12 protein-coding genes are annotated in these 13,185 nt (G+C 62.6%); 9 read left to right on the plus strand and 3 right to left on the minus strand.

Translation table 11 applies throughout. The features are described from left to right. The first annotated feature begins 23 nt into the window (after positions 1-23). The 5 genes from P0D71_RS24375 (at position 24) to lpxC (ending at position 5,374) form a co-directional block, all read left to right on the plus strand. A complete protein-coding gene (locus P0D71_RS24375) occupies positions 24-776 on the plus strand; it encodes a cell division protein FtsQ/DivIB (RefSeq protein ID WP_091798812.1) in 753 nt (250 codons plus the stop codon). A gap of 27 nt (positions 777-803) precedes the next feature. Continuing rightward, complete coding sequence (gene ftsA, locus P0D71_RS24380) at positions 804-2,036, plus strand: cell division protein FtsA (RefSeq protein WP_007180311.1); 1,233 nt, start codon at positions 804-806, stop codon at positions 2,034-2,036. Positions 2,037-2,199: 163 nt separating this feature from the next. Beyond that, positions 2,200-3,396 (plus strand): cell division protein FtsZ, encoded by a 1,197-nt coding sequence (gene ftsZ / locus P0D71_RS24385; protein ID WP_091798815.1) that lies wholly within the window; start codon positions 2,200-2,202, stop codon positions 3,394-3,396. 268 nt (positions 3,397-3,664) lie between these two features. Continuing rightward, on the plus strand, positions 3,665-4,168 hold the full coding sequence (locus tag P0D71_RS24390; RefSeq protein ID WP_012434415.1) for a peroxiredoxin: 504 nt from the start codon (positions 3,665-3,667) through the stop codon (positions 4,166-4,168). 288 nt (positions 4,169-4,456) lie between these two features. Further along, a complete protein-coding gene (lpxC, locus tag P0D71_RS24395) occupies positions 4,457-5,374 on the plus strand; it encodes a UDP-3-O-acyl-N-acetylglucosamine deacetylase (RefSeq protein ID WP_091798821.1) in 918 nt (305 codons plus the stop codon). A 72-nt stretch (positions 5,375-5,446) separates the two neighbouring features. On the opposite strand, the gene P0D71_RS24400 is transcribed toward lpxC, so the two are convergent. Then, complete coding sequence (locus P0D71_RS24400; RefSeq protein ID WP_408301129.1) at positions 5,447-5,932, minus strand: DciA family protein; 486 nt, start codon at positions 5,930-5,932, stop codon at positions 5,447-5,449. 291 nt (positions 5,933-6,223) lie between these two features. Between P0D71_RS24400 and secA the strand changes: the two genes are divergently transcribed. From secA to P0D71_RS24420, 4 genes are all read left to right on the plus strand, one after another. Then, positions 6,224-9,034 carry a preprotein translocase subunit SecA gene (secA, locus tag P0D71_RS24405; protein WP_091798827.1) on the plus strand — a complete coding sequence of 937 codons (2,811 nt, stop codon included), beginning with the start codon at positions 6,224-6,226 and terminating at the stop codon, positions 9,032-9,034. A gap of 151 nt (positions 9,035-9,185) precedes the next feature. Next, entirely contained in the window at positions 9,186-10,427 is a 1,242-nt protein-coding gene (gene argJ / locus P0D71_RS24410) for a bifunctional glutamate N-acetyltransferase/amino-acid acetyltransferase ArgJ (RefSeq protein WP_116138950.1), read from the plus strand. Between the two features lie 54 nt (positions 10,428-10,481). Further along, on the plus strand, positions 10,482-11,351 hold the full coding sequence (locus P0D71_RS24415; protein WP_091798833.1) for an ATP-binding protein: 870 nt from the start codon (positions 10,482-10,484) through the stop codon (positions 11,349-11,351). Between the two features lie 8 nt (positions 11,352-11,359). Then, positions 11,360-11,785, plus strand: a complete 426-nt coding sequence (locus P0D71_RS24420) for an NUDIX domain-containing protein (RefSeq protein WP_408482534.1) — start codon at positions 11,360-11,362, stop codon at positions 11,783-11,785. 163 nt (positions 11,786-11,948) lie between these two features. Here P0D71_RS24420 and yacG read toward each other — a convergent pair whose 3' ends face one another. Beyond that, on the minus strand, positions 11,949-12,146 hold the full coding sequence (gene yacG / locus P0D71_RS24425) for a DNA gyrase inhibitor YacG (RefSeq protein ID WP_091798839.1): 198 nt from the start codon (positions 12,144-12,146) through the stop codon (positions 11,949-11,951). Positions 12,147-12,272: 126 nt separating this feature from the next. Next, the gene (zapD, locus tag P0D71_RS24430; protein ID WP_408482536.1) at positions 12,273-13,028 is read right to left on the minus strand and encodes a cell division protein ZapD; all 756 of its coding nucleotides are present in this window, start codon (positions 13,026-13,028) and stop codon (positions 12,273-12,275) included. Positions 13,029-13,185 lie beyond the last annotated feature (157 nt).

Consider the following 13,185-nt stretch of genomic DNA (forward strand, 5'->3'; position numbering starts at 1 on the left):
CGGGGCGACCCGAAAGCAATTCCATGTGGAACAACGTTCGCCAGCTCAATTTCGCCGCCAACGCATTGCATGTGTTGCTGGTGCTCGTGCTGCTGGCGGCAGGCGGTTACTGGCTGATCCAGCGCCCGAATTTCGCGCTGCGTGAAATCCAGATTGACGGCGATACCGAGCACATCAATTCGCCGACGGTGCGCGCGGGTGTCGTGGGTCGGTTGAAGGGCAACTTTTTTACGGTGGACCTCGACGTGGCGCGTCAGGCGTTCGAGCAGATGCCGTGGGTGCGTCATGCGAGCGTGCGGCGTGTCTGGCCGAATGCGCTGGCTGTCACGCTCGAGGAGTACAAACCGCTGGGGACGTGGGGCAGCGATCAGCTGGTGAGCGTGGACGGCGAGTTGTTCACGGCGAATCAGGGCGAGCTCGAAGAGGATCTGCCCGCCTTCGACGGTCCGGACGGCACGGCAAAAGAAGTAGTCACGCGCTATCACGATTTTCAGAAATGGTTCGCGCCGTTGGGCGCGACGCCCGAAGAAGTGACGCTGTCGCCGCGCTACGCGTGGACGGTGAAGCTCTCGAACGGCACGCAGGTGGAACTTGGGCGCGAACGCAATCAGGACACGCTGCTCGATCGGAGCCGCCGCCTGACCGCGGCGTGGAACGCGGTGACGCAACGTTGGGGAAAGGATATCGAGTATGCGGACTTGCGCTATCCGAACGGTTTCGCGATTCGTGCCGCTGGCATGCGCTTCATCAGCGAACCCGACAAGGGCAAGAAGTAAACGGACATCACACGCAATGAGCACGCTATGAGTAAAGACTATAAAGATCTGCTGGTCGCCCTCGACATCGGGACGTCGAAGGTCGTGGCTATCGTCGCCGAGTTGAAGGGCGAAGGTCACTACGAGGTGATCGGCCTCGGCCAGAGCGAATCGAAGGGGCTCAAGAAAGGCGTGGTGGTGAATATCGAAGCCACCGTGCAGTCCATTCAGCGCGCGCTCGAAGAAGCCGAGCTGATGGCCGACTGCAAGATCACGAACGTATTTACCGGAATTGCCGGCAGCCATATCCGCAGCTTCAACTCCAGCGGCATGGTGGCGATCAAGGAGAAGGAAGTCACGCAGACGGATGTGGCGCGCGTGATCGAAACGGCGAAGGCGATCAACATCCCGACCGATCAGCAGGTGCTGCATATCCTGACGCAGGAATTCATCATCGACGGTCAGGAAGATGTGCGCGAGCCGATCGGCATGAGCGGTATTCGCCTCGAAGTGAAGGTGCATATCGTCACCGGCGCGGTGAGCGCGGCGCAGAACATCGTGAAGTGCGTGCGCCGTTGCGGGCTCGAAGTGAACGATCTGATTCTGCAGCCGCTGGCGTCGTCGCTCGCGGTGCTGACGGAAGACGAAAAAGAACTCGGCGTGGTGCTGGTCGATATCGGCGGCGGCACGACGGACATCGCGATTTTCAGCGAAGGCGCGATCCGGCACACGGCGGTGATTCCGATCGCCGGCGACCAGATCACGAGCGACATTGCCATGGCGCTGCGCACGCCGACGCCGGACGCGGAAGACATCAAGGTGGATTACGGCATCGCCAAGCAGGCTCTGGCCGATCCGGACGAAATGATCGAAGTGCCGGGACTCGGCGAGCGCGGCCCGCGCACGCTGTCGCGCCAGGCGCTGGCGGCGGTGGTCGAGCCGCGCGTCGAAGAACTGTTTTCGCTCGTGCAGCAAGTGGTGCGCGAGTCGGGTTACGAGGAACTGCTGAGCTCCGGCGTGGTGCTGACCGGCGGCGCGTCGATGATGCTCGGCATGGTCGAACTCGGCGAGGACATTTTCCTGAAGCCGGTGCGTATCGGCGTGCCGGAATACGCGGGCGGTCTCGCCGACGTGGTGCGCAACCCGCGCTACTCGACGGCGATGGGCCTGCTCGTCGAGGGACGCTCGCAACGCATGCGCGGCCGCAAGGTCGCGGTGCAGTCGGGCTCGATGGGCCAGGTGTTCACGCGCATGAAGGACTGGTTCCTCGGCAACTTCTAAAGCATTCGTAGCACCGCTGCACAGAACGGGTTGTCGAACAGGTTTCAACCGGGTTTTAGGAATACGCGCTGGTGCCGGCGGCCGGCGCGCGACAGGGGGTTGCCCGATCTCCTGCCGAATAACGGCCGAAGTGGCTGTAAATTTTTATCTTGACGGAGGCATCATGGATTTCCAAATGCTGGAAACCGAAACGAACGGCACCATCATCAAGGTGATCGGAGTAGGTGGCGCTGGCGGCAATGCCGTTCAGCACATGATCAACAAAGGCGTGCAAGGCGTCGACTTCATCGTGATGAACACGGACGCGCAGGCGCTGTCGCGTTCGCGCGCCTCCGCGGTGATCCAGCTCGGCAACACGGGTCTGGGCGCCGGCGCGAAGCCGGAAATGGGCCGCGCCGCAGCGGAAGAAGCGCGTGAGCGTATTGCCGACGCACTGCGCGGCGCGCACATGGTCTTCATCACGGCCGGTATGGGCGGCGGCACGGGCACGGGCGCAGCACCCGTGGTTGCGCAGATCGCTAAAGAAATGGGTATCTTGACCGTTGGCGTGGTCAGCAAGCCGTTCGAATTCGAAGGCGGCAAGCGCATGCGCGTCGCGGAAGCCGGTTCGCAGCAACTGGAGGATCACGTCGACTCGCTGATCGTCGTCCTGAACGACAAGCTGTTCGAGGTGATGGGCGATGACGCCGAGATGGACAAGTGCTTCCAGTGCGCAGACGACGTTCTGAACAACGCAGTTGCCGGCATCGCGGAAATCATCAACGTCGACGGTCTGGTGAACGTCGACTTCGAAGACGTGAAGACGGTGATGGGCGAGCAGGGCAAGGCGATGATGGGCACGGCGACGGTTGCCGGCGTCGATCGCGCACGCCTCGCTGCTGAGCAGGCTGTCGCCAGCCCGCTCCTGGAAGGTGTGGATCTGTCGGGCGCGCGCGGCGTGCTGGTGAACATCACGTCGAGCCGTTCGCTGCGTCTGTCGGAAACGCGCGAAGTGATGAACACCATCAAGAGCTATGCCGCAGAAGACGCAACCGTGATCTTCGGCGCGGTGTACGACGATGCAATGGGCGACGCGCTGCGCGTGACGGTCGTGGCAACGGGTCTGGGCCGTGCGGCGAAGAAGCAGCAATCGGCACCGATGACGCTGCTGCGCACCGGCACCGACAACCAGCCGATCAACGCGCACGCTGCTTACGCACCGCAAACGTCGCACGCGAGCACCGCCGACTACGGCGCGCTGGATACGCCGGCAGTGTGGCGCACCTCGCGCGATACGGCCGCTTCGCATGTGCAGGCGCTGCAGGAAAAGGGCGTCGACACGTACGACATTCCGGCATTCCTGCGCAAGCAGGCGGACTGAGCGCACGAGCAGGCTTTCGTTGCCGCGCTGCGTTTGTCGAGCAGTGCAGCGTTGGCGGACGAATGCACGAGCGTGGCGGGTGAACGGCAAACAAGTCGCGTATCTTTGAAGATCCGCGGCAAGGACAACTGCCCTCTTCGGTTTCGCGAAGCGGAGTGGGCGACTGTCGCCGGACGGCGGAGCATGCAGTGGTGGGTGCGCACGCCGGATTTTTCACTGCGACACGACGACGTGCGAGTGTGCTTCGCATCGATGCAAAGGACTGAGCATGATTCAAGCAGGTGACAAGCTGCCCGACGCAACGCTCTTCGAGTTGATCGAAGACGAGCGGGCGGGCTGCACGATCGGGCCTAACAGCTTCGACGTGCGCGAGCAGACGGCGGGCAAGCGCGTGGTGATCTTCGGATTGCCGGGCGCGTTCACGCCGACCTGTTCAGCCAAACATGTACCGGGTTATGTCGAGCATGCCGAGCAGTTGCGCGCGCTTGGCATCGACGAGATCTGGTGCGTGTCCGTCAACGACGCGTTCGTAATGGGCGCGTGGGGACGCGATCAGCACGCCTCGGGCAAGGTGCGCATGATGGCGGACGGCAGTGCGGCTTTCACGCGAGCGCTCGGTCTCGAGCAGGATTTGTCGGCGCGCGGCATGGGAATCCGTTCCCAGCGCTACGCGATGGTTGTCGACGACGGCGTGGTCAAGACGTTGAACGTCGAGGCTGCCGGCAAATTCGAAGTCAGCGATGCAGGGAGTATTCTCGCTACGTTGAGCTAAGCACGCGGCGTCGTGGCCTTCGCCTTGGTGCATGCGCGGTACGCGCGTTGTGACTGGGCAACGGTCGATAAGACGCTTTTGTGACAGGCCGTTACGCGGGCCGATGACCGGAAACGCCTCCGTTCCGGGACATCGGCCCGTCACGCTTCCCTGACGGGCGCCCGAGGGTAACGTAGCGAAACAGATTGATACGTTCCGCGCAAAGACGCTCCTTAGGGTATTGGAGTATACTTCGCGCTATGGAATAAAAAGTCCCGATTGGGATTTTCAATCGAATAGAAGATCACCATGTTGAAGCAGCGCACAATCAAACAAATCGTCAAGACAGTCGGCATCGGCCTGCACTCGGGCCGTAAGGTCGAACTGACGCTCCGTCCGGCCGCGCCGGACACGGGCATCGTGTTTTCGCGCGTGGATCTGCCCACGCCGGTGGACATTCCCGCGTCGGCGATGGCGATTGGCGATACGCGTCTGGCTTCCGTTTTGCAGAAAGACGGCGCGCGCGTCTCGACCATCGAGCATCTGATGTCCGCCTGCGCCGGTCTTGGCATCGACAACCTGTATGTCGACGTCACCGCCGAAGAAATTCCTATCATGGACGGCAGTGCCGGTTCGTTCGTGTTTCTGATTCAATCGGCAGGGATTGAAGAGCAGAACGCGGCGAAGAAATTCATCAAGGTCACCAAACCGGTCGAAATTCGTGACGGCGATAAATTCGCGCGTCTCGACCCGTATTTCGGTTTCAAGCTCAAATTCACGATCGATTTCCGTCACCCGGCGGTGGATAAGACCGGTCAGGCGCTGGAAGTGGATTTTGCCAATACGTCGTACGTGCGCGAAATCGCGCGTGCCCGCACCTTCGGTTTTGCGCATGAAGTGGAAATGATGCGCGAACTGGGTCTCGCACGCGGCGGCAGCATGGACAACGCGATCGTGCTCGACGAGTACCGCATTCTGAACAACGACGGCCTGCGCTACGACGATGAGTTCGTGAAGCACAAGATGCTCGACGCGATCGGCGACCTGTACGTGGTCGGCCATCCGTTGCTGGCGTCGTACAACGCGTACAAGTCGGGCCACGGCCTGAACAACGCGTTGCTGCGCGAACTGCTGGCGCATGAAGATTCGTACGAAATCGTCACCTTCGACGATACGCAGAAAGCGCCGCGCGGCTTCGCCTACGAAACGCAGACGGCTTTTGCCTAACACCTTCGGGTGAAATTTCCGAAGCAAATGCATGAAAAGTAAGCGGCCCTGACGGGCCGCTTTTTTTTTCGCTCAGCGATTTCTCCGATGCCGGGCCGCCATTTTCGCCAAGGCTTCCTGCAATGGCGACGGCGCGAGCGATTCGCTCAGCGCATGGAGCGCGTCCGCGCCGGCCGGCGTCATGCGCGCCTGCTTGACCGGCGGCGGCTCCTTGACCGGCTGCGGCCGCACTCGAATGCGCAGTGCATTGACCGGCCAGCCGCGCTGCTGCAGATCCGACAGCAGCCGCGGCTCCAGATGCCTGAGACGTGCCGCCAGCGCGTTATGGCCGGCGAACAGCGCCAGCACGCCTTCCTTGATAAAGCTGGGCTCGACGCTCGTTGCCAGATAGTCGGGCAGAAGCGCGCGCAGATCCTTCTCCAGCGCCGCAATCTGCTCGACGCCCGCGCGCAGGGCCGCGAACGCGTCCGTGCGGTTGAGCACCTCGGCGACCGGCTGCGGGCGGCGCGCCTTGAACTGCTGGGGCGGCGGCCTTGAAAAGGAAGGAAAGCGGCTCATGTTCGGTGGGTAGCGGCGTGTTCGCACCCAATGCGCGTTCACGCCGCGATTGTACCGCGCGGGATGCACGCAGGCCGGCCTCAATGCGGACTGTCCGGGGCCGCTGCGGCGGGCTTCGGAGGCCCGGCCGCCGTCGCTTCGCTGACACAGGCGTGGGCGGGGGCGCGTGCTAAAATGCCCGATTCGAATTCACTCTTGGACTAAGCCGCCGAGGCCCTTCCGACCCCGGAGCGCACGTGCACGACCCGCACGGTGCGACCCAGCCGAAGCCGCGACGCAGACACCGATCCGATGACCACCGGTTTTCTACAGAAGATTTTTGGCAGCCGCAACCAGCGGCTAGTCAAGCAATATCAAAAGACCGTCGCGGCGATCAATGCGCTCGAACCGCAGATCGAGCAATTGACGGACGATCAACTGCGCGCCAAAACGGGTGAATTCCGCCAGCGCGTGGCGAGCGGCGAGTCGCTCGACAAGCTCCTGCCGGAAGCCTTCGCGGTGTGCCGCGAGGCCAGCAAGCGGGTGCTGAAAATGCGCCACTTCGACGTACAGCTGATCGGCGGCATGGTCCTGCATTACGGCAAGATCGGCGAAATGCGCACCGGTGAGGGCAAGACGCTCGTCGCCACGCTGCCGGTGTACCTGAATGCGCTGTCGGGCCGCGGCGTGCACGTGGTCACGGTCAACGACTACCTCGCCCAGCGCGACGCCGAGTGGATGGCGCGTCTGTACAACTTCCTCGGGCTGTCGGTCGGTATCAATCTGTCGCAGATGGACCACGAGTCCAAGCAGCAAGCCTATGCGGCAGACATCACGTACGGCACCAACAACGAATTCGGCTTCGACTACCTGCGCGACAACATGGTCTACGAGACCGACGCGCGCGTGCAGCGAGCCCTGAATTTCGCGGTGGTCGACGAGGTCGACTCGATCCTCATCGACGAAGCCCGTACGCCGCTCATCATCTCCGGCCAGGCCGAAGATCACACCGAACTCTACGTGCGCATGAATGCGCTGCCGCCGCTGCTCGAACGCCAGATCGGCGAAGAGAAAGCGGACGGCACCGGCGTCGAAAAGCCGGGCGACTACACGCTGGACGAAAAAGGCCGCCAGGTGTTCCTGACGGAATCGGGCCACGAAAAGGCCGAGCGCCTGCTCGCCGAGTGGGGCCTGATCGGTGAAGGCGAAAGCCTGTACGCGCCGCAGAACATCACGCTGATGCACCACGTGTACGCCGCGCTGCGCGCGCACACGCTGTTCTTCAAAGACCAGCATTACGTGGTGCAAAACGGCGAAGTAGTGATCGTCGACGAATTCACCGGCCGCCTGATGTCGGGCCGCCGCTGGTCGGACGGCTTGCACCAGGCGGTCGAGGCGAAGGAGCACGTCAAGATCCAGAGCGAGAACCAGACGCTCGCGTCGATCACGTTCCAGAACTACTTCCGTATGTACGCGAAGCTGTCCGGCATGACCGGTACGGCGGACACGGAAGCGTACGAATTCAACGAGATCTACGGTCTCGAAACGGTCGTGATCCCGACCAACCGTCCGCCCAAGCGGATCGACAAGCAGGATCAGATCTACAAGACCGCCAAGGAACGCTACGACGCGGTGATCCGCGACATCCGCGATTGCTATGAGCGCGGTCAGCCGGTGCTGGTCGGCACCACGTCGATCGAAAACTCCGAGCTGCTGTCGCATCTGCTGAAGCAGGCCGGGTTGCCGCACGAAGTGCTGAACGCCAAGCAGCACGCGCGTGAAGCCGAGATCGTCGCCGAAGCCGGCCGTCCGAAGCGCATCACGATCGCCACCAACATGGCCGGCCGCGGTACGGACATCGTGCTGGGCGGCAATGCGGAAAAGCAGGCGTCGTTCCTTGAACTGGACGAAACGCTGGCTGAAGACGACAAGCAGCGCCGCATCCAGAAGCTGCACGACGAATGGCAAGCGCTGCACGATCAGGTGAAGGCCGCGGGCGGTCTGCACATTATCGGCACCGAACGTCACGAATCGCGCCGGATCGACAACCAGTTGCGCGGCCGTGCGGGCCGTCAGGGCGACCCGGGTTCGTCGCGCTTCTATCTGTCGCTGGAAGATCCGCTGCTGCGCATTTTCGCGGGCGACCGCGTGCGCGCGATCATGGACCGCCTGAAGATGCCGGAGGGCGAAGCGATCGAGGCTGGCATCGTCTCGCGCTCCATCGAATCGGCGCAGCGCAAGGTGGAAGCACGCAACTTCGACGTTCGCAAGCAATTGCTCGAATACGACGACGTGTCGAACGATCAGCGCAAGGTGATCTACCAGCAGCGCAATGAATTGCTCGAAGCGAACGACATCACCGAGACCATCGGTGCGATGCGCCAGAGCGTGATCGCCGATATCGTCCACCAGTTCGTGCCGGCAGGCAGCATTGAAGAACAGTGGGACGTGCCCGAGCTGGAAGAGGTGCTGCGCAACGAATGGCAGCTCGACCTCGCGATCCAGGAAATGATCAACGAGTCGAACTCGATCAGCGCAGACGAGATTCTAGAAGCGGTTGAAGCCGCCGCCGACGAAGCCTATGAAGCGAAGGTCGAACTGGTCGGCCGCGAGTCGTTCAGCGCGTTCGAACGCTCGATCATGTTGCAAACGCTCGACCGCAGCTGGCGCGAACATCTGGCCGCGCTCGATCACTTGCGTCAGGGCATCCATCTGCGCGGCTATGCGCAGAAGAACCCGAAGCAGGAATACAAGCGCGAGGCGTTCGAACTGTTCGCCGCGATGCTCGACGCCGTGAAGCTCGAAGTCACCCGCGTGGTGATGAACGTGCAGATCCAGTCGCCGGAACAGTTGGAGCAGGCCGCCGAACAGCTGGAAGAGCAGGGCAGCCACCTCGAAAACGTCGAGTTCCGCCACGCTGAATTTGCCGAAGCCGCAGCGGCGGCGCCGGTTGCTGCTGAGGCGGCCACGGCCGCCATGATCGGCGACGCGATGAGCCACGGCTCGTCGCAACCGGTGGCAGCGAACGTGAGCGCGGACAACGTGCCGAAGGTCGGCCGTAACGACCCGTGCCCGTGCGGCAGCGGCAAGAAGTACAAGCAGTGCCACGGCAAGATCGTGTAATGCCGAAGGCGGCGCGCTCAGAGGCGCGCCGCGTCGTTTTACGCGGTACTTTGTCTTGATTTCGCGGTGGTTCGGCAACATGCCCGGACCATCAGTTTCCGTTTCCCTCGATGCCGGCGCCTGCCGGCATTTTCTTCGACAGGTCGCGACCATGGCTGTCAATTTCCCCTCGATCGATCCCGCTCAACTCCACCCCGTCGCCGGCGTTTCGCTTGGCTGGGCAGAGGCGAATATCCGCAAGCCGAACCGCAAGGACGTGCTCGTCATTTCCGTGGGCGAAGGCGCCACGGTCGGCGGCGTGTTCACGCAGAATCGCTTTTGCGCGGCGCCCGTCACGGTGTGCCGTGAGAATCTGGAACGCGTGCGCGCAGGCGGCAAGCCGATTCGCGCGCTGGTGATCAACACCGGCAATGCGAACGCGGGCACGGGCGAACCGGGCCTCGTGGCGGCGCGCGAAACCTGCGCTGAGCTTGCGCGTCTCGCGGACATCACACCGGAACAGGTGCTGCCGTTTTCGACGGGCGTGATTCTGGAACCGCTGCCGGTCGATCGTCTGAAGGCGGGTCTGCCGGCTGCGCTGGCAAACCGCAAGGAAGCGAACTGGTACGACGCCGCGCAGGCGATCATGACCACCGACACGCTGCCCAAGGCCACGTCGCGCCAGGTCACGATCGAGGGCCACACGGTCACGCTGACCGGCATCAGCAAGGGCGCCGGCATGATCAAGCCGAACATGGCGACCATGCTGGGCTTCCTCGCGTTCGACGCCGCCGTCGCCCAGCCGGTGCTCGATGCGCTGGTCAAGCACGTGGCGGATCGGTCGTTCAACTGCATCACGATCGATGGCGATACGTCGACCAACGATTCGTTCATCCTGATCGCGTCGGGCAAATCGAGCCTGCCGGCGATCACGTCCACCGATTCGCCCGCTTATGCAGCGCTGCGCGACGCGGTGACCGAAGTCGCCCAGACTCTCGCGCAACTGATCGTGCGCGATGGCGAAGGCGCGACCAAATTCATGACCGTGCAGGTGGAAGGCGGCTCGAGCGTCGGCGAATGCCGCCAGATCGCGTATGCGATCGGCCACTCGCCGCTCGTGAAGACGGCCTTCTATGCATCGGACCCGAATCTCGGCCGCATTCTCGCGGCCATCGGCTATGCCGGCGTGGACGATCTCGACGTCGGCAAGATCGATCTGTATCTGGACGACGTGCTGGTTGCCACTGCCGGCGGCCGCAATCCGGCCTACCGTGAAGAAGACGGCCAGCGCGTCATGAAAAAGAGCGAGATCGGCATTCGTGTCGTACTCGGGCGCGGCGATGCGCAAGCCACGATCTGGACTTGCGACCTCTCGCACGACTACGTGAGCATCAACGCCGACTATCGTTCGTAACCAGGTTTCTCATTGGGGTTTTAAGGCGGCCTGCGGGCCGCTCTCCACACAGCCATGGACAAACTCGAACAGTTTCTGACGCGGGCCGAAGCCGTGCTCGTCCGCCTGGAGGCCATGCTTCCGCCCGCCGCACCGGATATCGACTGGTCGGCCGCAGTCGCCTTCCGCTGGCGCAAGCGCCAGGGGCGCGGTTACCTGCAACCGGTGCCGGCTATCTCGGCGATCACGCTCGACGACCTGCAGAACATTGATCGCCAGAAAGGCTTGATCGAGCAGAACACGCGTCAATTCGTGCATAAGCAGCCGGCCAACAACGTGCTGCTGACGGGCGCCCGTGGCACCGGAAAATCGTCGCTAATCAAGGCGTGTCTGAACGCCTATGCAAAAGACGGCCTGCGTCTGATCGAAGTGGACAAGGACGATCTGCACGACCTCGGCGATATTGTCGACCTGATCGCGCAGAGGCCGGAGCGCTTCGTTGTGTTCTGCGACGACCTCTCGTTCGAAGACGGCGAATCGGGCTACAAGGCGCTGAAGGTCGCGCTCGACGGCTCGATCGCCGCGCAGTCGGACAACGTGCTGATTTACGCGACGTCGAATCGCCGTCATTTGTTGCCCGAGTATATGAGCGACAACGAGACATACAAGCACACGTCCGACGGCGAGATTCACCCGGGCGAACTGGTGGAAGAGAAGATCTCGCTGTCCGAGCGTTTCGGGCTGTGGGTCAGCTTCTATCCGTTCAAGCAGGACGACTACCTGTCGATCATCGCCCACTGGCTGCGGCATTTTGGCTGCGACGACGCCGAAATCGAAGCGGCGCGCGGCGATGCGCTGGTGTGGGCACTGGAGCGCGGCTCGCGTTCAGGACGTGTCGCGTGGCAGTTCGCGCGCGACTGGTCCGGCCGCAAGACCTCAGCGTGAGCCCCGGCATGAGCGACGACACGCAGAAGAACGCCGCGGGCCGCAAGGTGACGGAAGTCGCGGTCGGCGTGCTGGTTCAACCCGATGGGCACTATCTGCTGGCGCAGCGCCCGGCCGGCAAGCCGTACGAGGGGTACTGGGAGTTTCCGGGCGGCAAGCTGGAAGCGGGCGAGTCGGTCGAGGCAGCGCTCGCCCGTGAGTTGCACGAGGAGCTCGGTATCGACGTTAAGGCGAGCCATCTGTGGCACACGCTCGAGCACGACTATCCGCACGCTTATGTGCGGCTCTTTTTCTGCAAGGTGACGCAGTGGTCCGGCGAACCGCACGGCCGCGAAGGTCAGGCTTTTGTCTGGCAGACGCTGCCTGCGGATGTCGAGCCTCTCTTGCCGGCGACCATTCCCGTGCTGGAATGGCTGGCGGCGGAAAAGAACTGACAGGGAAAGAGGGGGGGGAAACGCTGTGCGCCTGGCTGAGGCGCGCCACCCTTGGCAGGCTCAGTCAGGCTGCGCGTGCCGTCGTAGGCGTTGCGCTAACGGAGACGGTCAGTGTGACCGGACCGCACGACCCGACCAACGCGACGAGGATAGCGCGCCACCCTCAATGCGCGCTGTAATCCCCGCCAGGCGTCTCGTCCGACGACGCTTCCTGCTCGGATCCGCCAATCTTGTACTTCTCAGCGGCCCAGGCGCCGAGATCGATCTGCTTGCAGCGGTCAGAGCAGAACGGGCGGAAGCGGTTTTCAGGTGTCCAGCGGACGTCCTTTCCGCAAGTGGGGCATTTGACGACAGTAGGCATACGGTCAGGCAGTCAATCGCAAACGGAATAAGTAACGAATATAGGGGCATTTCTCGCCGCTTTAAAGGCGTGCCCTTCCTTCGGTCCGGATTTACCCGGCAAACATGACAGGCTTGTGAGCGCTGGTTACAGGCTGCAAAGCGTGAGCTGGAACGGTACGTCGACATCTACCGCGCGCGGACGCAGATCGCCGTCCTGCACGGTAAAGCGCACCCACAGCATGTACTTGTTGGCGCTGGCCTCGGGAATCACGCGCAATTCCGGCGCCACCCGCACCTGCATCAATTGATACGAACGGCCGGACAGCATTTGCTGATAGTTGCCCTGCATGGCCATGACCTTGGACGCCTGGCCGGATTCACGCGCCAACCGCAGAACGATGGTGGCCGCGTCGCGCAGCGGCAGCAGCGGCGTCACCCACTTGGCGATGTCCTGGCGGCGCTGATCGGGATGAATCTGTTGCCAGGCATAGTAGGACGGCAAATCGAACTTGCAGGTGCCGCCCGGAATGATCGCGCGGCTGCGGATACTGGCGAGCCATTCGTTGTCCGCAAGGTGCTGGCCGGTTTTGCCTTGCATCTGCGAAAGCCCCGCGAGCGTTTGCTCGATCTCGCCGAGCACGGCCTCGAGCGCGTTCTGCTCGATTCCCGGATTGCCGCGAAACGGCGCCAGCGTTTGCCGTTGGCGCTCGAGTTCTTTCATCAGATCCGACTTCAGATCCGCGCGACCCGCAACCTCTGAGATTTCGAACAGCGTGGTCAGTGCGACGTGATGTTCCCTGGCGTCTTCCTGAGTCAGAAAGAACGTGAAGCGCTCGAACAGATCTTCGAGGCGCAGCAGCGTCCGGATTCGCTCGTTGAAGGGATACTCGTAAAGGATCAAGCGGGCTCGCCTCGGGCGTGGTCGGTGACGGGAATGCAGAACATTCTAATGCCGTGAGACTACCCTAGCAATCACGCACTTTTTCAGCGCGCTTTCGCAATTTTTTTCACGTGTTTCGAGCGGTTTTCAACGCGCTTTTGGCATGCGCGTCGCTGTG

Origin of the sequence: Paraburkholderia sp. RL17-383-BIF-A, from assembly GCF_046028015.1 — a bacterium.
GTDB lineage: Bacteria > Pseudomonadota > Gammaproteobacteria > Burkholderiales > Burkholderiaceae > Paraburkholderia.